Origin of the sequence: Hahella sp. CCB-MM4 (assembly GCF_002260525.1) — a bacterium.
Lineage (GTDB): Bacteria > Pseudomonadota > Gammaproteobacteria > Pseudomonadales > Oleiphilaceae > Hahella.
In genome coordinates, this window is record NZ_MRYI01000003.1 from 303742 (window position 1) to 323911 (window position 20170).

17 protein-coding genes are annotated in these 20170 nt (G+C 50.0%); 2 read left to right on the forward strand and 15 right to left on the reverse strand.

The genetic code is table 11. The annotated features are described in order from the left end of the window. Positions 1 to 61: 61 nt before the first annotated feature. A complete protein-coding gene (gene pta / locus BTA51_RS08510) occupies positions 62 to 2212 on the forward strand; it encodes a phosphate acetyltransferase (RefSeq protein WP_094707010.1) in 2151 nt (716 codons plus the stop codon). A gap of 51 nt (positions 2213 to 2263) precedes the next feature. Here pta and der read toward each other — a convergent pair whose 3' ends face one another. The 13 genes from der to BTA51_RS08575 form a co-directional block, all read right to left on the reverse strand. Continuing rightward, entirely contained in the window at positions 2264 to 3673 is a 1410-nt protein-coding gene (gene der, locus BTA51_RS08515) for a ribosome biogenesis GTPase Der (RefSeq protein WP_094707264.1), read from the reverse strand. Positions 3674 to 3775: 102 nt separating this feature from the next. Then, positions 3776 to 4927: an outer membrane protein assembly factor BamB gene (gene bamB, locus BTA51_RS08520; protein ID WP_094707011.1), complete on the reverse strand. Its 1152-nt coding sequence runs from the start codon at positions 4925 to 4927 to the stop codon at positions 3776 to 3778. A 61-nt stretch (positions 4928 to 4988) separates the two neighbouring features. Then, on the reverse strand, positions 4989 to 5642 hold the full coding sequence (locus BTA51_RS08525; protein ID WP_094707012.1) for a tetratricopeptide repeat protein: 654 nt from the start codon (positions 5640 to 5642) through the stop codon (positions 4989 to 4991). A 121-nt stretch (positions 5643 to 5763) separates the two neighbouring features. After that, positions 5764 to 7011 carry a histidine--tRNA ligase gene (gene hisS, locus BTA51_RS08530; RefSeq protein ID WP_371333179.1) on the reverse strand — a complete coding sequence of 416 codons (1248 nt, stop codon included), beginning with the start codon at positions 7009 to 7011 and terminating at the stop codon, positions 5764 to 5766. Positions 7012 to 7227: 216 nt separating this feature from the next. Continuing rightward, positions 7228 to 8340 carry a flavodoxin-dependent (E)-4-hydroxy-3-methylbut-2-enyl-diphosphate synthase gene (gene ispG, locus BTA51_RS08535; RefSeq protein ID WP_094707265.1) on the reverse strand — a complete coding sequence of 371 codons (1113 nt, stop codon included), beginning with the start codon at positions 8338 to 8340 and terminating at the stop codon, positions 7228 to 7230. Between the two features lie 11 nt (positions 8341 to 8351). After that, positions 8352 to 9389, reverse strand: a complete 1038-nt coding sequence (locus BTA51_RS08540) for a RodZ domain-containing protein (RefSeq protein WP_094707014.1) — start codon at positions 9387 to 9389, stop codon at positions 8352 to 8354. After that, positions 9389 to 10186: a type IV pilus biogenesis/stability protein PilW gene (gene pilW / locus BTA51_RS08545; protein WP_168188107.1), complete on the reverse strand. Its 798-nt coding sequence runs from the start codon at positions 10184 to 10186 to the stop codon at positions 9389 to 9391. Before pilW ends, BTA51_RS08540 begins: the two co-directional genes overlap by 1 nt. Positions 10187 to 10329: 143 nt before the next feature. After that, positions 10330 to 11508, reverse strand: coding sequence for a 23S rRNA (adenine(2503)-C(2))-methyltransferase RlmN (gene rlmN / locus BTA51_RS08550; RefSeq protein WP_094707016.1), 1179 nt, complete (start codon positions 11506 to 11508; stop codon positions 10330 to 10332). A gap of 100 nt (positions 11509 to 11608) precedes the next feature. After that, entirely contained in the window at positions 11609 to 12037 is a 429-nt protein-coding gene (gene ndk, locus BTA51_RS08555) for a nucleoside-diphosphate kinase (protein WP_094707017.1), read from the reverse strand. Positions 12038 to 12146: 109 nt separating this feature from the next. Continuing rightward, complete coding sequence (locus BTA51_RS08560; RefSeq protein ID WP_094707018.1) at positions 12147 to 13325, reverse strand: IscS subfamily cysteine desulfurase; 1179 nt, start codon at positions 13323 to 13325, stop codon at positions 12147 to 12149. Between the two features lie 153 nt (positions 13326 to 13478). Continuing rightward, a complete protein-coding gene (iscR, locus tag BTA51_RS08565; RefSeq protein WP_094707019.1) occupies positions 13479 to 13961 on the reverse strand; it encodes a Fe-S cluster assembly transcriptional regulator IscR in 483 nt (160 codons plus the stop codon). Between the two features lie 146 nt (positions 13962 to 14107). Continuing rightward, positions 14108 to 14872, reverse strand: a complete 765-nt coding sequence (gene cysE, locus BTA51_RS08570) for a serine O-acetyltransferase (protein ID WP_094707020.1) — start codon at positions 14870 to 14872, stop codon at positions 14108 to 14110. Between the two features lie 93 nt (positions 14873 to 14965). Beyond that, a complete protein-coding gene (locus BTA51_RS08575) occupies positions 14966 to 15754 on the reverse strand; it encodes an RNA methyltransferase (RefSeq protein WP_094707021.1) in 789 nt (262 codons plus the stop codon). A gap of 326 nt (positions 15755 to 16080) precedes the next feature. Here BTA51_RS08575 and BTA51_RS08580 point away from each other — a divergent pair, with 326 nt between their 5' ends. Then, positions 16081 to 17067: an inositol monophosphatase family protein gene (locus BTA51_RS08580; protein WP_246840977.1), complete on the forward strand. Its 987-nt coding sequence runs from the start codon at positions 16081 to 16083 to the stop codon at positions 17065 to 17067. A 112-nt stretch (positions 17068 to 17179) separates the two neighbouring features. Here BTA51_RS08580 and secF read toward each other — a convergent pair whose 3' ends face one another. Together secF and secD are read right to left on the reverse strand one after the other, a co-directional pair. After that, a complete protein-coding gene (secF, locus tag BTA51_RS08585; protein ID WP_094707022.1) occupies positions 17180 to 18097 on the reverse strand; it encodes a protein translocase subunit SecF in 918 nt (305 codons plus the stop codon). Between the two features lie 2 nt (positions 18098 to 18099). Further along, on the reverse strand, positions 18100 to 19983 hold the full coding sequence (secD, locus tag BTA51_RS08590) for a protein translocase subunit SecD (RefSeq protein WP_094707023.1): 1884 nt from the start codon (positions 19981 to 19983) through the stop codon (positions 18100 to 18102). Positions 19984 to 20170 lie beyond the last annotated feature (187 nt).

The following is a 20170-nucleotide window of genomic DNA, read 5'->3' on the forward strand; positions in this document are numbered from 1 at the left end:
CATGTACTTTCACACATTGTCCCCGGCTTAAAAGGAGGACAGTGGTATAACAGGAGTAAACGTGGCTAAAGTTTTCTTCATTGCCCCGGCATCCGCAGGGGTCGGCTTAACTTCGGTGTGTCTGGGGCTGCTGCGCGCACTCGATAGTGCCGGGCTTCGGGTGGGCTTCTTCAAGCCTTTTGCCCAGTCATTCGATTCCAATCACGACGCCCCCTCTCCCACCGACAGATCTGTCATATTTGCCCGGGAAATGATGGGGCTCAAAGTTCCAGCACCGATGTCCATTAAACATGGACATGCGCTGATGAGCCAAAAACAATCCAGTTTTCTCATGGAACAGGTGCTTCAGCTTTTTCATACCGCTGAAGCAGATGCGGATGTGGTCATTGTTGAAGGCCTGGTGCCATCTCAGGGAGATGACTATTCCTCTTCGATTAACGTCGAAGTGGCCCGTAATCTTGACGCAGAAGTCATTCTGGTGGCCTGTCCCGAAGAGAGAGAAACCGAAGACCTGGAAGAGCATATCAACCTGGCCGCGCGACTGTTTTCCTCTCCCAAAGATCCAGACATTGTAGGCTGCATACTCAACAAGACAGGGAACCCTAAAAGCCATCACTACAGCAGATCTGCTTTGATGGCTGAGACAAAACGCGATACCGGCATCGACTATCGCAAGCAAAGCACTCTGTTCAATCCTGAGAATTTCCATCTCATTGCACAAATCCCCTGGCGAGCAGATCTGGTCGCACCGCGCACGTCCGACGTCACCAAAGCATTGAATGCCAGGGTGATTAACTATGGGGACAGCGAACAACGCCGCGTGACCCAATTGTCAGTCGTCGCCAGAACGCTTCCCAACATGGTCAATCGTCTCAAGCCCGGTACCATGGTAGTGGTACCCGGCGACCGGGAAGACATAATTGTCGCCTGTTGCCTCGCCGCTCTGACGGGTGTCCCCCTGGCCGGCCTGCTGTTAACCGGCGGACTGGAACCCGACCCGAGAACACTCAAGCTTTGCCTGCCGGCAATGGATACGGGATTGCCGGTAATTACCACTCCAGAGGATACCTTTACCACCGCCAACCAATTGGCCAATCTGGATACGGAAGTCCCGGTAGACGATAAAGACCGTTTTGAGATGGTGGTTGCCAGCGTTGCCAATCAGGTAGATATCGAGTGGCTGGCAGAAAAGGTCAAAACCTCTCGCCAACCACGCATGTCACCGGCAGCCTTCCGCTACCAACTCACCAAGAGAGCCAGAGAAGCCGATAAAACCATTGTGCTTCCGGAGGGAGCAGAACCTCGAACCGTCCAGGCAGCCGCTATCTGTAGTGAGCGGGGCATTGCCAGATGCATCCTGCTGGGCAGGGAATCAGAAATCCTCTCAGTTGCTGAGGCTCAGGGCATTCAGCTACCCGAATCCATAGGAATCATTGATCCTGAAGATGTTCGGGAAAAGTACATCGATCCCATGGTTGAGCTGCGTAAGCACAAGGGCCTAACGCCACAGATGGCGGAAGCCCAGCTTGAGGATAACGTGGTTCTTGGCACGATGATGCTGGCAATGGGAGAGGTGGATGGCCTGGTATCCGGCGCGATTCATACCACTGCCAACACGGTTCGTCCGGCCTTTCAGTTGATCAAGGCAAGACCGGATTGCCGGATCGTCTCTTCGGTTTTCTTTATGTGCCTTCCGGAACAGGTTGTAGTTTATGGCGATTGCGCTATTAATCCGGACCCCAATGCGGAAGAACTGGCAGACATTGCCCTTCAATGCGCTGACTCCGCCACCCTGTTTGGCATCGAGCCCAAAGTAGCCATGCTCAGTTACAGTACCGGCACATCAGGTTCAGGCAGCGACGTTGATAAGGTCAAAGAAGCGACCAGACTAGCCAAAGAACAACGCCCGTCCCTGCTACTGGACGGCCCCCTCCAATATGATGCTGCCGCCATTGAAGAAGTCGCCCGCAGCAAAGCCCCTAACAGCAAAGTGGCAGGGCAAGCAACGGTGTTTGTTTTTCCCGATCTTAATACCGGGAATACGACCTATAAAGCAGTCCAGAGAAGCGCCAATGTGATCAGTGTAGGCCCCATGCTGCAGGGCCTGAAAAAGCCGGTCAACGACCTTTCAAGAGGTGCCCTGGTCGACGACATCGTATTCACTATTGCCTTGACGGCAGTGCAGGCTACCCAAAACACAGAGGTTCTTTAGCCACAAAATCCAGTAAAAAAAACGGTGGACCCAGTCCACCGTTTTTTATTCCTAACGCTTGTTCTTTTTCTTGTGCTTGAGTTTCTTCACATGCTTCATCAAGCGTTCTTTTTTCTTCTGCTGCCGTGGCGTCAACTTGTTGGCTCTTCCGGCAAAAGGATTATCGCCACTTCTGAACTCAAACCTGATGGGCGTACCAACGATATTTAACACTCGACGGAATGTATTCTCCAAAAAGCGCCTGTAGCTGTTCGGGAGAGCATCTGTCTGATTACCGTGCACGATCACAAGAGGAGGATTTGAACCTCCCTGGTGAGCATAACGCAGCTTGATACGACGACCACTGACCATGGGAGGTGGATGCTGATTGACCGCATCTTCGAGCAACGTCGTTAATTGGTTTGTCGACCATTTTGACATCGCACTCCTATAGCCCTCATGAACGGCATCATACAGATGCCCCACACCGGTACCATGCAGCGCAGAGATAAACTGAATCTGTGCGTAGTCAACAAATCCGAGACGTCGGTCAATATCACGACGGACCTTGTCCTTTTCATCTTGTGACATGCCATCCCATTTATTGATGGCAATCACCAGAGCACGACCGGCCTCGATAGCAAAGCCCAACAGGTGCAGATCCTGGTCGACAATCCCTTCACGGGCATCCATGACCAGAATGACGACATGGGAGTCTTTGATTGCCTGCAGAGTTTTCACAATGGAAAACTTTTCCACGGCCTCGCTGACGTTTTTACGGCGCCTGACACCCGCGGTATCGATCAGGGTGTATAGATCCCCTTGTCGCTCATAGGGAATATAGATGGAATCCCGTGTCGTCCCAGGCTGATCAAAAACAACGACGCGATCTTCGCCCAGCAATCGGTTAACCAGCGTGGATTTGCCCACATTAGGGCGTCCGATAACACCGATCCGAATCCCTGTCTCTTCGTCCTTAGGCTCCTCTTCTTCGGGAATGTCAGCCAACACCCGCTCAAGAAGACCTAATATGCCCCGGTTATGGGAAGCCACCGTAAAGGCATGCTCAGTGAAACCAAGACTGTAGAAGTCAGCCGCCGCTATCTCCGGCTGCAGCCCATCCACCTTGTTGATGACCAGCAAAGTTGGCTTTCCGCGGGTTCGCAAGTCCCGTGCAATCTCCTCATCAGTAGGGGTCACGCCTGCCTGGGCATCTACAACAAAGAGTACGACATCAGCTTCACTGATTGCGGTATAAGACTGTCCTGCCATGGCGGCATCTATACCCTGCTCACCACCCGTGATACCGCCGGTATCCACGACAATAAAGCTCTTCCCTTCGAGCTTTCCTTCCCCATATTGACGATCCCGGGTCAAACCCGGTAAGTCAGCCACAATGGCATCCTTGGTTCTCGTCATACGGTTAAATAGAGTCGACTTCCCTACATTTGGACGCCCGACCAACGCGATTACAGGTTTCATGACAAACAGCCCCGAGGCATAAAAAACCACATGATAAATATTTTTGTACCTCAGGAGACAAAGGTCTCAAAAGGTACAGCCACTGCACCAGGATAGACTGACCTAACGAATGTCCCAGGCACTGATGGAACCATCACTGCCGGTAACAATCAGCTTGTTATCATAAACTATCGGCGCGACGGCAATATACTCTGAAGCAGGCTGAATCCTGGCAACAAAGGAACCATCCACTTGGGACAGAATATGAACATAGCCCTCAAGGTCTCCCACCGCCAGGTAATTGCCCCATACGACGGGACTAGTAAGCTCGCGATAAGACAGATCCGACTGCCTCCATACTTCTGCCTGAGTGTCACGGTCGAAGGCCACAACATCGCCTTCAGTAGTGGAAACATAAATATTGGTGAAGCCGCTGGTCGGCGCCGTCCGACTGGATATCGGCAACGACCATTCGGGTTTGCCGTTGAAGAGATTCAATCGGGCCAGCTGCCCCTGATAGGACACTGCGTAGAGTGCATCCTGGGTCAACAAAACCACACCATCAACATCAACCAATCTTTCCAGTTCGGTTTTACCTTTCGGCACCGCAATTCGCTGCTCCCAGAACAACTGACCGTCCCGAGCGCTAACAGCCACCACTGAGCCATTGGACATACCTGTGATTACCGCATCCTGGATAATAATGGGCTGGCTGGTTCCACGCAGAGTCAGCGCCGGTTCTGAACTACGGTATTCCCACTTCGGATCACCCTTAGTTCGATCGTATCCCGCCAGTTTTCCATCAACGGTCTGCACAATCACGGTGTCATCGAACAACTTGGCAGGAGCCATGACCTCTGCGGCAATAGATCGCCTCCACTGCTCTTCGCCACTGGTTGCATCCAACGCCACCAGATCACCGTCAAGTGTGGTGACGAACAACTGTTGTGCATCGCCTCCCACGCCACCGACCAAAGGCTCATCAAGGTCAATGTCCCACTGATCATCCCCCGATTCCAGGTCCATTGCGTACACTTCGCCATCGTATTCGAGGTCAAACAGTGCACCTCCAGCCAACAGAGGCGAAAACTGAAGGAAGTGCTCATCCTGACCATCTCCCGCTGAATTTTTCCAGACCCGCTTTAACTCGATTTGCGGTTTGAACGGTTTCAGTTCTGCGGGAGGTGGCCGAACATCATCACTACCACACCCCACCAGCAGGCTTACAACGAAAAAAAGCGCCCAGAACGAGCGCCTGTCAGCATTAAACTTCATGGTTGCCTTATCTATTTAAATAACTCAGTCGGCGTGCCAGTTCGATAAACCGGCTGCACTATCAAGCGTCAGCCAGGTCGTCGATTTTAATTTCCAGAATCTGGGTTGGTTGATTCAGGGCCTTGGCCTGATCCAGAGCATTCTGATAGGCCGCTTTGGCTTCAGCCCTGCTCCCTTTCATCTTCAGGATATCACCCTTGAGCTCCTCATAGGTGACATAAAACGGGTCGTCCTTGCCGGTATTCAGATAACCGACAGCGCTGTCATAGTCTTCCTGAGCGGCTTTCACTCGCGCCAAACGGGTGTTTACCACCCCACTAAGGGCAGAGTCATCACTCTTTGTTTTCACTTCAGTTAGCAGCGACTCCGCTTCAGAGTATTTTTTCTCCTCAACCAGTTTCTTCGCTTCGAATAAGCTGGCATAAAGAGCGTAAATGCTGTCAGGAAACTTTTCCTTCAACTCACCGGCCAGGAACTCGACATTTCCTTCGGCACTGTCAGCTTCAGCACTCTGGTCCGCGACAACAGCTTGAGCCAACTGATCATACAATGCAGAGGCCTGCTCTTTTTGATCTTTAATATGCTGCTGATAGGCTTTCCAGCCAAATATAGCGGCCAATGCCAAGCCAACTCCAATCAACAGCGAGTTGCCATTTTCCTTCCACCAGCGCTTCAGTACCGCTACCTGTTCGTCTTCAGAGCGTAAGTAGTCCACTCTTTATATCTCCTAACCGATTAACATCATCAATTGTTATTGTCTAAAACCCAGCTGAGGCAGGCCTATCCACCGGACTCCCCGCTGTTTTATACCTTTCAGCGACGCAAACGTCCAATTTTCAAAGCATCTGTGGAACAGATTTAATGAAATCCTCTAACGACAGACTCTTTTGCGGCAGATCAGAGCGTAATGGCTTGATGGTGATCGTACGCTGCTGTAACTCATCTTCGCCCAGCAACAACGCGAAAGTCGCCGTGCTCTTGTCCGCTTTCTTCATCTGAGCCTTAAATCCGCCCCCTCCGCAATGGGTTACAACACGGACATCCTGCGGCAGATCCCGGAGCAACTCTGCAACCTCAAAGGCATACAGACTCGCACCCTCTCCCAAAGCACAAATGTAAAAGTCTGCCCGGTCATGCAGGCTTGCCGGTACCAGATCAAGCGTTTCCAGCATCAGAATCAGACGCTCCACGCCCATGGCAAAGCCCACTGCAGGCGTTGAACGTCCACCGAGTTGTTCTACAAGGCCATCATATCGACCGCCCGCACAGACTGTTCCTTGAGCACCAAGGCTCGAAGTCACCCATTCGAAGACTGTTTTTCCATAGTAATCCAGCCCTCTAACCAGACGAGGATTCACCACATAAGCGATTCCCGCCTTATCGAGATAAGCACAGAGTCCGGCAAAGTGTTGTTTGGACTCGTCATCCAGATAATCTGCAAATTCTGGAGCTTCGACCAAAATGTTCTGGGTCTTAGGATCTTTACTGTCCAGGATACGCAGTGGATTGGTATCCAGGCGCCGCTGGCTATCTTCATCCAGCTGATCTTTATATTGACTCAGATACTCTACCAGCGCGGTCTTGTAAGTTTGCCTTGCATCAGCACTGCCGATGGAGTTCAGCTGTAGCTCCACATGCTCGGCCAGACCAAGCTTTTGCCACAATCTGGCAGTCAGGATAATGAGTTCCGCATCAATATCAGGACCGACAAAACCAAAGCATTCCACACCGATTTGATGGAACTGGCGGTAACGCCCCTTCTGGGGACGCTCATGCCGAAACATTGGGCCGGTGTACCACAGCCGTCGGACCTGATTGAATAAAAGACCATGCTCTTCACCCGCGCGAACACAGCCAGCAGTCCCCTCAGGACGTAACGTCAAGCTATCGCCATTGCGATCGTCGAAAGTGTACATTTCCTTTTCAACGATATCGGTGACTTCACCAATGGAACGCTTGAAAAGCTCAGTCTGTTCCACAATCGGCATTCTGATTTCTTCAACGCCATATTGTTCAAACAGCGTTCGTGCTGTGTCCTCCAGGTAACGCCATACAGGCGTCTGCTCCGGTAGGACATCATTCATACCACGAATGGCTTGAATGCGTGCCAAGTTTCACCTCAATAATCTAGTTACATATCGCACTGCCGACGGCCCAAATGGAGCAGGCGGCAGAAGGTTTATTCAAACTGGATTTTGGAAACAACACGGGAAGTCCTCCCAAGCTGCATCCACTTCGCTGTATCGCCCACTCAATCAGAGATCTGGAGAGCAAATCGATAAGGGCTTTTTCTGCGATGATCAGGCTTTAACAATCAGATCATCCAACTCTTTCTGCCTGGCAGTCGCCTTCTCCCTGATCAGAGCTTCAAAACGATCAACCAGTTCGTCATTAGCCAGTTTGTGATCTGGCTTACCGCCCACATAGATCAAGTTGCTGGGACTACCTCCCGTCAAGCCAATATCCGCTTCCTTGGCTTCTCCAGGACCGTTAACAACACAACCGATCACCGCCACATCGATCGGCGTTGAGATATCCTCCAAACGACTTTCCAGCTCATTCATGGTCTTGATGACATCAAAGTTCTGGCGGGAACAACTCGGGCATGCAATGAAATTTATGCCTTTCGAGCGCAGATGGAGGCTTTTAAGTATATCGTACCCGACCTTGATTTCCTCCACTGGATCGGCTGCCAGGGAGACCCTGATGGTGTCACCAATACCGTCCATCAACAGCATGCCAAGACCAATAGCGGACTTCACTGCCCCTGACCTGAAACCACCGGCTTCTGTTATCCCTAAATGCAGAGGCTGCTCTATCTGATCAGCAATCAATCTATAGGCGGCAACCGTCATAAAAACATCGGAAGCTTTCAGGCTGATTTTGTAGTTTGAAAAATCATGGCGATCGAGAATGTCAATGTGTCGCATGGCAGACTCGACAAGAGCAGCCGGCGTCGGCTCACCGTATTTTTTCTGCAGATCTTTTTCCAGAGACCCGGCATTGACCCCGATACGGATGGGTATTCCTTTATCCTTTGCGGCACTGATCACGGCCTGAACGCGATCTTCCCTACCGATATTGCCGGGATTGATACGCAAACAATCAACGCCGACCTCTGCAACTCTTAAGGCAATTTTGTAATCAAAGTGAATGTCTGCCACCAAGGGCAAGCTGACCTGCTGTCGAATGCCGGCAAAAGCTTCCGCGGCCTCCATCGTCGGTACAGAAACCCTCACAATATCGGCACCAGCATCCTGAAGCCTTTTGATCTGTGCAACAGTTGCATCGATATCACAGGTATTGGTATTCGTCATGGATTGGACGGCAATCGGGGCGTCTCCGCCGACCGGTACATTGCCGACCATAATCTGGCGTGACTTGCGCCTCTTTATAGGAGATTCATGAAACATGGACATTTTGCCTACTGCTCCAAAACTAACTCGACCCGGTTGTTACGCACTTTATACCGGGAAAAATCCAAGGGCTCACCATTGACGTCAATAGACACGGCATTTACCGCACCTACCACGAATCTCAAAGGATAGAACCCTGTAAAATCAACGACATCGCCGGAACGATATAGCCCGACCGTACGGCTGTTATCCCGGTCTCGCAAATCGAACCAGCAATCACCGGAAAACACGGCCTTGATGGCAACTCGAGCAGGATCAGTAACACTATCATCCGCAGCAGAGCTTACCCGGCTCTCTGTAAAATCAGCTTCAGAAATAGCAGGAGATTGCTCTTCAACTACCGCTGGCTGGCTCTCGATTTCAGCACTATTTGAAGTAACGCCGGTATTTGAGGTAAGGTCGGTTTCGTCAACAGCAACCTCGCTATCTCCTGCAACCTCAGCCTCAGGTTGCACCTTCCCTTCACTTTCGATGGTCGCTTCTTCCGGGGGTATATTGAGAGCTGACTGGTCAGAGGGCGCAGTTTCGGGCTCCGGTTTGATTTCTGCATCTGACTCAAATGCTGAGCCATCCGAAGAACCTGTTGTTTCTGTGGCAAGGGGCGCATCGGTCTCCCCTTTTAAGCTTTCATTGAAGTTCTGCCAACCAAAATATCCAATACCTGCAAGAACAACCAGAATAAGCAATACAGCCCATTTCCGTCCGCCTTTATCAGCACTTTCGCTGAATCCCGCAGGTGAAGTCGCAGCACCACTGGGCTCAATCATCGGATCGCTGGACATCAGCAGTTCCTGTTCAAGGTCCTCAATGAGGCGATCTTCTGACAGGCTGACCAGACGCGCGTATGAGCGTACATATCCTTTAAGAAAAACCAACCCGGGCAATTGCCCATAGTCACCGTCTTCGATAGCGCGAACATAACGTGGAATTACGTGCAACTTCTCCGCGGTCTCTGGAATACTCCATCCCCGGTCTTCTCGGGCCCGCTTCAGTCGGCTTCCGGGTCGGTTATTGGTTTTCTGTGGTACTGCATTTTCAGAAGACATCAGGAAGATTCCTTAATTTTCTGATATTCCGTAGAGTCCGGATACATGTTCTTCAAAAGTAAAGTCAATGAAGCTTCTTCATTAAGATCTTTCTTATCCCGAGCGATATTGATTCCTAGCGCTAGGCTCTGGGGAGTGTGCCTGGCAGTGCCTGAGCGCACATGATTCCAATATGTCTGATAGTATCGATCAGCTTTCTTCAAATTATGCACTTGGTACTGCAGTGTCGCCAGAGAGAGGTATACGCTCGGTTGATCCCTGCGCAATGTCAGGGCTTTTTCATAGGCCTCAATGGCTTCATCTAGCTGGCCTAGCTTCACATGAATCAACCCCAGATTACTGAAGACCTGAGGTCGCGCTTCATAACGGATGTCTTGTGAGGCTAGTTTAAACTGTTCTAAAGATTCCTTAAGTCGCCCTTCTTGAAATAAAAAAGCGGCGTAATAGGTTCGTCCGCGGGTATAACCTGGATCATGCTTTAATGCGGTTGTAAACTCGCGCTCAGCATGCTCGGGCTCTGTTTGAGCCTGATAAACCAACCCCAGTGCAGCATGAGCCATCGAGTTAGAAGGCTCAATCTCCAGTGCACGGGACAGTTTTTCCGTCGCCAGTTCAAATTCCTGATTTTGAAAATAGGCAAGGCCAAGCTGTACATACTGCTCCACAGCCTTGCTCTTAGAGGCCTTGGCAGTATAAGGCCCCTCAACGGTAGTAACACATCCCGAGAGGGTGGTTACTAAAATGAATGAAAGCAGGCCAGGCCAACGCAGGCCAACAGCTTTCACCAGTCTGATCATCTCGAATTTCTGTGAGCTTATTTTCTTGCCAACCATAGTCGGTTCAATGCTTCCGGATAATATACGTCTATGTATTCTATACTTATTCTGCCACAACGTTGAGTACCAGGCTGTATCCCTACCTAATTACCCAATCTGCAAAACTAACGGGTAACCTGAACTGCCGGCGTCACATCAGCCACAGGAATATACTTCTGACTTCTACGCGTTCGATCTTCCACGCGGCCAACCAACTGCCCACAAGCCGCGTCAATGTCATCGCCACGAGTGGTACGAATCGTGGCGACATAACCCGCTTCATTCAACACTTTCTGGAACCGCATGACAGCATTCCTGGAAGGTCTCTTATAGTCGTTGTTGGGAAACGGATTAAAAGGAATCAGATTAATTTTACAGGGAAGCGGTCTAAGCAACGCTACCAGCTCTTTGGCATGCTCCACCTGATCATTCACACCTTCAATCAGTGTGTATTCAATCGTTATACGGCGCTTGTCAGGCAGGTTATTCAAATAACGCTGACAGGCGGCAATGAGATCCTTAATCGGATATTTTTTATTGACCGGCACGAGAACATCGCGCAACGGGTCATTAGGTGCGTGCAATGATATAGCCAGAGACACATCCGTGACCTCTCCAAGCTTATCAATCATAGGCACCAGCCCCGAGGTGCTGACCGTCAATCTTCTTTTGGAGATACCATAGGCAAAGTCTTCCATCATGATGTCACAGGCCGGAACAACATTGTCAAAATTTAACAATGGCTCCCCCATCCCCATAAACACCACGTTGGTAACAGAGCGCTCCTTCGAAACATCTCCATTTCCAAATGACCTTGCAGCGATCCACAACTGCCCGATAATTTCTGCACTGGTCAGGTTACGGTTAAATCCCTGCTTACCTGTTGAACAGAAACTACAGTCAAGTGAACAGCCGATCTGAGAGGAAACACAAAGAGTCCCCCGTCCGCCATCAGGAATATAGACGGTTTCAATGCTGCTACCGCCCGACATGCGCATGACCCATTTCCGGGTCCCGTCCGCCGAATGGTCTTCGTAAATAATCTCAGGGACAACGATTTCAGCGATCGACTTGAGCATTTCGCGCAGCACCTTGCTCATATTGGTCATCTGATCAAAGTCAGTCACACCCAGTTGATGAATCCATTTCATCAGCTGTGCGGCACGGAACTTCTTTTCACCGAGGGCTTCGAAAAAAACCTCCAGTTGAACGCGACTCATTCCCAGCAGATTGGTTTTAGCCTCTGCGGGATCTGAATGACGTACAGAACTATCCTGCGATTGATTGACTTGGTTGTCTGTCATTTCTACCTCTATGGCAACACGCCATCTATAACGCAAAGTGCAGGACATCAGTCCTGCACTTTATTATCCTTCGCTGAAACAAAACAAAGGACTGGGCCTATCAACCCCGTGGACAAATTTCGTTTTCGCTAAAGAAGTATGCCACTTCACGCTCTGCGGATGCTGCAGAGTCAGAACCGTGAACAGCGTTGGCATCGATGGAATCAGCGAAGTCTGCACGAATGGTACCGGCCTCAGCTTCTTTAGGGTTGGTAGCCCCCATCAGTTGACGATTCAGACCGATTGCTCCTTCACCTTCCAACACCTGAACCACAACAGGACCGGAAGTCATGAATGCAACCAGATCCGGAAAGAATGGGCGTTCTTTGTGCTCGGCATAGAAACCTTCCGCCTGCTCCTGGGACAGGTGCAGCATTTTAGCGGCTACAATACGCAGACCGGCTTTCTCGAAACGAGAGTAGATTTCGCCAATGACGTTCTTCGCCACAGCATCTGGCTTGATAATTGAAAGCGTACGCTCAACAGCCATCGATGTATTCTCCGAATAAATTGATATGGATAAATTCTGAACACGCGATTATACGCATGTTCAGACTAAAGTTACACTCCAGACTTCCCTTCAGGAATGTTAAGTTTTTCTAACCAGCGAATTTGGCTTTCCAGGCGGGTGACAGCTCTCGTAATTTGCCAACACTCTTGCAAATACAATCAATTGCCCGCTGAACATCCTGCTCAGTTGTATATCTTCCAATAGAAATTCTTATCGAGCTATGTGCCAACACATCATCCAGTCCGAGAGCCTTCAAAACATAGGAAGGTTCTAATGAGGCAGAGGTACAGGCAGAGCCGGATGATACAGCAATATCTCGCATAGACATCAACAAGGATTCACCATCAACATAGCCGACTGCAATATTCAGAACTCCGGAAAGTCGCTGAGTTCGATGCCCGTTTATATAGATTTCACCCAGTCCCTGAATTCCTTCCCATAGCTGCTCACGCAACTTCTTGAGCCGGTCCTGCTCTTCCTCCATAACCTCTCCGGCAAGAGCAAAAGCAGCCCCCATTCCGGCAATCTGATGGGTTGGAAGCGTTCCGGATCTCATTCCGCGCTCATGACCACCACCATGCATCTGGGCATCAACCCCTACAAAAGGATTCTTACGGACATAAAGCGCACCAACCCCTTTAGGCCCGTAAATTTTATGAGCGCAACAGGACAACAGATCTATTTTAGATACCGACAGATTAATCGGAAGCTTGCCCACGCTTTGTGCTGCATCCACATGATAGAAAGCCTGATGATCCGACACCACTTCAGCGATACCTTCGATATCGTTGACCACCCCAAGCTCATTGTTAGCATGCATCACCGACACCAAAATCGTGTCTTCCCGCAACGCCTTGGCAACAGCCTCAGGGGTTATCAATCCATCCGCATCCGGCTTGAGATAGGTAATCTCGAAACCCTGCTCTTCCAGATAACCACATGGGTCCAACACCGCTTTATGCTCTATTGCCGAGGTAATAATGTGACGCCCGCGCTCGGCATATCTGCTTGCCACCCCTTTGATGGCGAGATTATTGGATTCTGTTGCTCCCGATGTCCAGACAATCTCTCTGGGATCCGCCCCCAGAAGATCTGCCACCTGCCGACGCGCCTTCTCCACCATCTCCTCAGCTCGCCAACCATACATATGGGAACGGGAGGCAGGATTGGCAAAAATACCATCCATAGTCAGACAACCACCCATAACTTCAGCGACAGCCGGATCAACAGGAGTGGTGGCGGAGTAATCGAGGTAGACAGGCTTCATGACGGTACAATGTCTCTCTTTATTGAATAAACGTAGCTTTACTTTGAATAAACGCAGCTTTGATACTGAAATTTTCGGGGATAGGAAGCCGGGAACTTCTCATTGACAGAATTCTCCGTACAGCCCACTAACAGCGACCTGAACTTACTCTTGTCAACCGGTTGAAACCAGCGTCAATTCTGAATCCCCTTTGCCATCCCGGCGCAGGCCCTGCCTTTCGGAAATCTCAATAACACGAGGATTATTCACCAGATCCTGCAGACTGATCCCGCTGAGGAAATCATGAATTTTTACACTTAACTCACTCCAGAGATGGTGCGTCAGGCAAATTTCTCCCCCCTGACAATCTCCCCGATTTTCACATCGGGTTGCATCAATCGACTCATTCACCGAATCAATGATGTTGGATACAGCCACCTTTTCCAGAGGCTTGGCAAGAAGATAGCCACCTCCCGGGCCACGAACACTTGTCACGAGGTCACTTCTCCTGAGCCGCGCAAACAACTGCTCAAGATAGGAAAGGGAAATTCCCTGGCGGGCAGAAATATCAGCCAAACTTACGGGGCCTGCCTTGGAATTCAAAGCAAGATCCAGCATTGCTGTTACGGCATACCGCCCCTTTGTGGTCAACCTCATTCGCTTACCCTTCAACTTTTTGCGGCATTATGAAATAACCACACAGTTTGATCAACTATTCCTGAAGACAGCCCCCTGATATACATCAACCCACAAACAAAAAAGCCCGGAAATCACCGGGCTCTTCAATTTTTAATGCTCCGACATTATTTCTCTTCGCTGACGCACTCAAAATCTTCGTTCTTGAGCGGGGGCAAGTCTCCGTTACGATAATCCTTATCCAGTTTATGCAGAGATCTGCACATCGATTCAAGACGATCATCCACCGCATGCATATGATCAAGAATCGAACGAATAGAACGAGCAATCGGATCGGGCATTTCTTCGCTCATACCATAAGCATCGAAGCCCATTTTCTCTTCCATCGCTTTGCGGCGCCCTTCAGCTTCATCCTTCGGATGCCGGACAACAACCCGACCAGGAATGCCGACAACCGTTGCGTCAGCCGGAACCTCCTTGGTGACCACCGCATTGGACCCCACCTTGGCATTCTCTCCAACTTCAAACGGCCCTAAAATCTTGGCTCCAGCCCCCACTACCACCCCGTTTCGAAGCGTAGGATGACGCTTACCTTTATTCCAACTGGTCCCTCCCAGTGTCACTCCCTGATACAAAGTAACGTCATCACCAATTTCAGCCGTTTCACCAATGACCACCCCCATACCATGATCGATAAAGAAACGTCGACCGATTCTGGCTCCAGGATGAATCTCAATGCCCGTAAACCAGCGGCTGAGTGTCGACAGGAAGCGAGCAAGCCACTTGAGATCTTTTGTCCACATCCAATGGCTGAACCGATGAATTAGCAAGGCATGAAGTCCGGGATAACACGTCAATACCTCAAACGCATTACGCGCCGCCGGATCTCGGTGAAATACACTTCTTATGTCTTCTTTGATTTGGGAAAACATGCTTTGCCTCTATTTTTAATTCCAGTTCCTGAACGTCTTGGCTCAGCCTTCAATACCCACCATTGCCACCAACCTGGCGACAACAGAGGAGTTTTATCGACGGGGACTGTTCTGCTCCTCAGCATTCCATGTTCCCGCCACTTTCTGCACGGACTTCAACATTCCACGCAAAATATTAACTTCCATTTTATCCAGATTCGCCCTCTGAAAAAGCCTTCTCAGACGGGGCATCAACTGCCTCGGTCGCTCAGGATCATGAAAACGAATATCGATCAAGGCTTCCTCCAGATGCTGAATCAATCCTTCCACATCCGTTGCTGTTGCCGGCGGCTCATCCCATTGGGACTGCATTGGCCCTGATAAAGTTCCGATATTGGTATCGCTCTCTTCATTTTCAAGCAATGACTGCAGATAAAGCTCATAACATATCACCTGCACTGCCATGGCTATATTCAATGAGGAATACTCGGGATTTGATGGAATATGGACATGAAAGTTGCATCGCTGCAGCTCTTCATTGGTCAGGCCACTGTGTTCTCGACCAAATAGTATGGCAACATCCCCCTGCTCGGCCTTTTCACTGACCAGACCTGCTACTTCCCTTGGCGCAGCCACCGGCCAGGGAAGATTACGCATCCTGGCGCTGGCACCAACCACCCACACGCACCCATCGAGAGCTTCATCCAGAGAATCAACCACGCGCGCAGCGCCCAACAAATCATCCGCTCCGGAAGACCGCCTGAGAGCCTCCTCACTGGGAAAGTCCTGCGGCTGAATCAACACCAACTGACTCATACACATATTTTTCATGGCGCGAGCCACCGCCCCAATATTCCCGGGGTGGGAAGTATTTACCAATACTATGCGGATACGATCGAGCATACGAAAAGTCCCTGACCAACAGCCCCACTGGACTCAATTAACTGAATGGGCCGCACATGTTATCAGAATTATACGAGCCGAACCTATTTATCAGAATTATAAGAGCCGAACCAATGCCGGTGAAAACTTTCCACCAGCCCCACCCCCAATCCAACATAGCTACTCACATATCTAAAGCCCCCATATCTTGCGAATATAAGCGCCCCTCTTGAGAAGAGTATGCGCCCCTTTTAAGGAAAATAAGCTACGAGCGCCAAGCATAAGCAGTTTCCCGCATGTGACTCTTTTTAACGTAATTGGTGATGAGATAATAAAAAGATACTGGTATGATGTCGCACCTTTTTTCCCAGTTCTTTAAACTTCCGATTTTGATCGCCAATACCGGCAGCCAGGAATTCTCCGCTGCGAAGCTGGCCATGGCTATTTTTTGCCATCAAACGGATTCGCAGAGGAAAAGGGCAAACGAACTGTCAGAGTCTTTGCTTTTTAACAACTTCTTAGTTAGGGATGCGACAATGCAACCAATGATCAACATTGCCCTCAGGGCCATTCGCTCAACTAACGAGCAAATCAATCTGGTTATCGAGCGTGAAGAACTCTCCTTCAATGACCCGGATGCAATCAAGCGTGTTATATCCCGAGTAGACTCCACATTCTACGACAACCTTTCACGCGCCCTGCAAAGAGCTTATCCCACCCATCAGATCGCTAAAAAAGGCGACCTGAAAGGCAACCCTAAAGGTATCAGCTGGCATATACTCCCATTGCACAACCCTGCCAGCCTTATCAGAGGTCTACCTGACTGGTGTTTTTCTGTAGTTTGTAAGAAAAACGATCAGATTGAGCATGCCTTGATCATTTTCCCGCAAAATGGCGACGAATATACGGCAAGCAAAGGCGCCGGAGCATCACTAAACGGAAAACGCCTGAGAGTCTCCAAGACCAAGGATCTGGAACTAACCCTGATCGCAACCAATATTCTTGATGGGGTCGGCAGCAAAGAGAACCCGTCTCCTATCCTGTCCACCTATGCCAACCTGGAGCGCAATTGCTTTGGCATCAGAGGAGCGAACTGCATCCCTGAGCAACTAAGCTGGATTGCAGCAGGCAAAATTGACGCCATCATTTTACAGAACATCACACCGACAGAGACGGTCGCCGGCCTGATGATCGCAAAGGAAGCCGGAGCACTGTCAGCAGATTTTAACGGTAACCCGCTGACCGACCGGACCAGCACTCTGGTTTGCTGCAATCCTAAACTGCTAAAAGTGATCACCCCTAAAGCAAAAGAGTTTATCGCCAAGCCAGAATAACTCGAAGCTAACTTATATTAGGACGGGTTACAGACCACAAAAAAAGCCAGCTTAATCGCTGGCTTTTTTAATGCAGGTCGCCCGGAGAGCGACCCTTTAAAACATCTGCCAACTATGGCATATCGTCGGCTTCAACACCTTCCTTCACAGGAATCATCAGATCTTCTTTACTGATACCCATCATCAACAATGAGCTACTAGCCACATATATAGACGAATAAGTACCCACTACAATACCGATGATCAGGGCTTTGGAAAAACCTTCCAGCGCCTCTCCACCAAACATGTACAGCGCGACCAGAACCAATAGTGTAGTCAACCCGGTTACAATGGTACGCGACAGCGTCTGAGTCAGAGAAATGTTGATAATCTCTGTTGGCGACTCCTTCCTGACCCGGCGAAAGTTCTCCCGAATCCGGTCACTGACAACAATGGTGTCGTTCAGGGAGTAACCGATTACCGCCAGCACAGCCGCCAGGACATTCAAATCAAAATCCCACTGCAGCACGGAAAAGCAACCAACGGTGATGATGACATCATGAATCAACGCACCAACCGCCCCAACAGCAAACTTGAACTGAAAGCGGAAAGAGATGTAGATCATGATCATTCCAAGCGCCAGCAGCAAGCCCAGGCCGCCCTGTTCACGCAATTCTTCACCTACCTGCGCACCGACAAACTCTGAACGAACAAGATCCACCGCCTGCCCGCCACCACGCAGAGTGGTCAGCACTTCTTGGCCGATCTCATCACTATATCCCTGCTGCAACCGCACCAGAATACTGGTGTCGGCTCCGAATTTCTGCACCACAAAATTCTGGTATCCACCCTGCTCTAGCAGCTGTTTGATCTGCGGCACACTGGGAGCCTGTTCATATTGAACCTCAACCAGCGTCCCACCAGTAAAATCCAGACCTAAAGACAATCCCCGGTAGGCTATTGCCACGATTGATATAATAATCAACGCCAACGAAAGACCGAGCGCGGCTTTAGAAATCCCCATGAAGTTATAAATTTTTTCATCAGCCATGATTATGCTCCCGTTACCGCAACAGACTTGGCACTACCAATTGACAGCTTGTCGATTCGACGACCGCCGTATGCAAGATTTACAACCGCCCTGGTCACCACGATCGCAGTAAACATTGAAGTGATAATCCCGATCGAGAGCGTTACCGCAAAACCTTTGACAGGACCCGTACCAACCGCGAACAGAATCAATGCGGCAATCAACGTAGTAATGTTGGCATCAAAGATCGACACGAAGGCGCGATCGTAACCTGCATGAATGGCGGATTGCGGCGTCATTCCGTTTCGCAACTCCTCTCGAATACGCTCATATATCAGAACGTTCGCATCGACAGCCATACCAACGGTCAGGACGATACCCGCGATCCCCGGCAGTGTCAGGGTTGCCGATAATAGGGACATTACTGCAATCAGGATGAATACGTTGGCCGCCAGAGCAATATTCGCCACGAGACCAAAGAAACGGTAATAGAAAATCATAAAGACCAATACCAGCGCAAAACCGAGAACGACAGACAAAGTCCCCGCCTCTATATTCTTTTGCCCCAGACTAGGCCCTACAGTGCGCTCCTCAACAAAATAGATTGGCGCAGCCAATGCTCCTGAGCGAAGCAACAGAGCCAACTCACCTGCTTCCGCCGCTGAGTCCAACCCTGTAATACGGAAATCAGTACCGAGCGCAGACTGAATCGTCGCAAGACTGATAATTTTCTTTTCCACATAACGATCTTTCTTTTCAACGGGCTCACCGTTGACCTGCACATATCGAGTACGCTCTTTATGCTCGACGAAAAGCACCGCCATCTTGCGATGAATCGCATCCACCGTCACCCGATACATTTTCTTACCACCGGCAGAATCCAGCTTGATATTGACCTGCGGCCTACCGTTCTGGTCAAAGTTCTGGGCCGCGCTGGCGACACTGCTACCCGTGATAATAATATCTTTCTCAAGAAGTGCCGTATCCGGACGTGAACGGAACTCATAACGCTCAGTGGAAGCTGAACTTGCATCAGGCTTCGCCTCAAGCCGGAACTCAAGATTCGCCGTGGCACCAAGAATACGCTTGGCAAGAGCAGTATCCTGCACACCAGGCAGCTCGACCACGATACGACCACGCCCCTGACGCTGCACCAAAGGTTCCGCCACCCCCAGCTCATTAACCCGATTACGGAGCGTACTGAGGTTCTGGGAAACCGCATAATCCTCAATCTCTTTGGCGCGGGATTCCAACAGCGTCAGACGCACGCCGAACATTCCATCTTTTTCAACGCCTTCAGCCAGAAAATCCGTCAACTGACGACGACTCAAATTAAGCGCGTTATCCCGATCTTCTTCCTTTGGAAACAGAACACTGATTTCGCGGTCACCGGTCTGCTCAACGGAACGGTAGCGTAGCTTTTCTTCCCGCAGATCCGTTTTTATCTCTCCAAGAGATACCTCCATGGTCTGCTCAATGGCTTTCTCCAGATCAACCTCCATCAGGAAGTGAACACCACCTCGCAAATCCAACCCCAACTTCATTGGGGACGCCCCCATATTGGCCAGCCACTCAGGAGTTGTAGGCACCAGGTTCAAGGCCACCACATAACGGTCGCCGAGCGCTTGTTGCACCCGGGGTTGCGCTTTCAGCTGGTTGTCATTGTCGGAAAACCTTACCGTTAACACAGAGTTTTCTATCGCAGCAGACTTGAATGAAATATCCGCATCATCCAACGCTTTACGAGTTCTCTGAAGTACATCTTCGTCCACCAGAGTGGATCCTCTGGCTCCGCTGATCTGCAAGGCATAATCATCCGGATAAAGATTGGGAAGAGCATAGATAAAGCCCAGCACCAATACGGCTAATATGAGCAGGTTTTTCCACAATGGGTTTTTATTGAGCATGCCGGTAACGGCTCCGTACTATTGTCTGAAACGACCTTCTATTTGAAACAAACTTCCTAATATTTCACTTTGCTGATCATCAAGTGCACAGGAACCAGTCAAATGAAATATTAGAAAGTCCAACCACAGACGATTATCTAGAATGTAAGGATAATTCCGCCAAATTATGACAATCGGATAAAACTGA

What these genes read in the sequence shown, in the direction of transcription:
- der (WP_094707264.1), bottom strand. Translation starts at nt 3,673, where the DNA reads ATGAAACCTGTAATCGCGTTGGTCGGGCGTCCAAATGTAGGGAAGTCG.
- bamB (WP_094707011.1), bottom strand. Translation starts at nt 4,927, where the DNA reads ATGAAGTTTAATGCTGACAGGCGCTCGTTCTGGGCGCTTTTTTTCGTT.
- hisS (WP_371333179.1), bottom strand. Translation starts at nt 7,011, where the DNA reads ATGAATGATGTCCTACCGGAGCAGACGCCTGTATGGCGTTACCTGGAG.
- ispG (WP_094707265.1), bottom strand. Translation starts at nt 8,340, where the DNA reads ATGTTTCATGAATCTCCTATAAAGAGGCGCAAGTCACGCCAGATTATG.
- BTA51_RS08540 (WP_094707014.1), bottom strand. Translation starts at nt 9,389, where the DNA reads ATGTCTTCTGAAAATGCAGTACCACAGAAAACCAATAACCGACCCGGA.
- pilW (WP_168188107.1), bottom strand. Translation starts at nt 10,186, where the DNA reads ATGATCAGACTGGTGAAAGCTGTTGGCCTGCGTTGGCCTGGCCTGCTT.
- rlmN (WP_094707016.1), bottom strand. Translation starts at nt 11,508, where the DNA reads ATGACAGACAACCAAGTCAATCAATCGCAGGATAGTTCTGTACGTCAT.
- ndk (WP_094707017.1), bottom strand. Translation starts at nt 12,037, where the DNA reads ATGGCTGTTGAGCGTACGCTTTCAATTATCAAGCCAGATGCTGTGGCG.
- BTA51_RS08560 (WP_094707018.1), bottom strand. Translation starts at nt 13,325, where the DNA reads ATGAAGCCTGTCTACCTCGATTACTCCGCCACCACTCCTGTTGATCCG.
- iscR (WP_094707019.1), bottom strand. Translation starts at nt 13,961, where the DNA reads ATGAGGTTGACCACAAAGGGGCGGTATGCCGTAACAGCAATGCTGGAT.
- cysE (WP_094707020.1), bottom strand. Translation starts at nt 14,872, where the DNA reads ATGTTTTCCCAAATCAAAGAAGACATAAGAAGTGTATTTCACCGAGAT.
- BTA51_RS08575 (WP_094707021.1), bottom strand. Translation starts at nt 15,754, where the DNA reads ATGCTCGATCGTATCCGCATAGTATTGGTAAATACTTCCCACCCCGGG.
- BTA51_RS08580 (WP_246840977.1), top strand. Translation starts at nt 16,081, where the DNA reads ATGATGTCGCACCTTTTTTCCCAGTTCTTTAAACTTCCGATTTTGATC.
- secF (WP_094707022.1), bottom strand. Translation starts at nt 18,097, where the DNA reads ATGGCTGATGAAAAAATTTATAACTTCATGGGGATTTCTAAAGCCGCG.
- secD (WP_094707023.1), bottom strand. Translation starts at nt 19,983, where the DNA reads ATGCTCAATAAAAACCCATTGTGGAAAAACCTGCTCATATTAGCCGTA.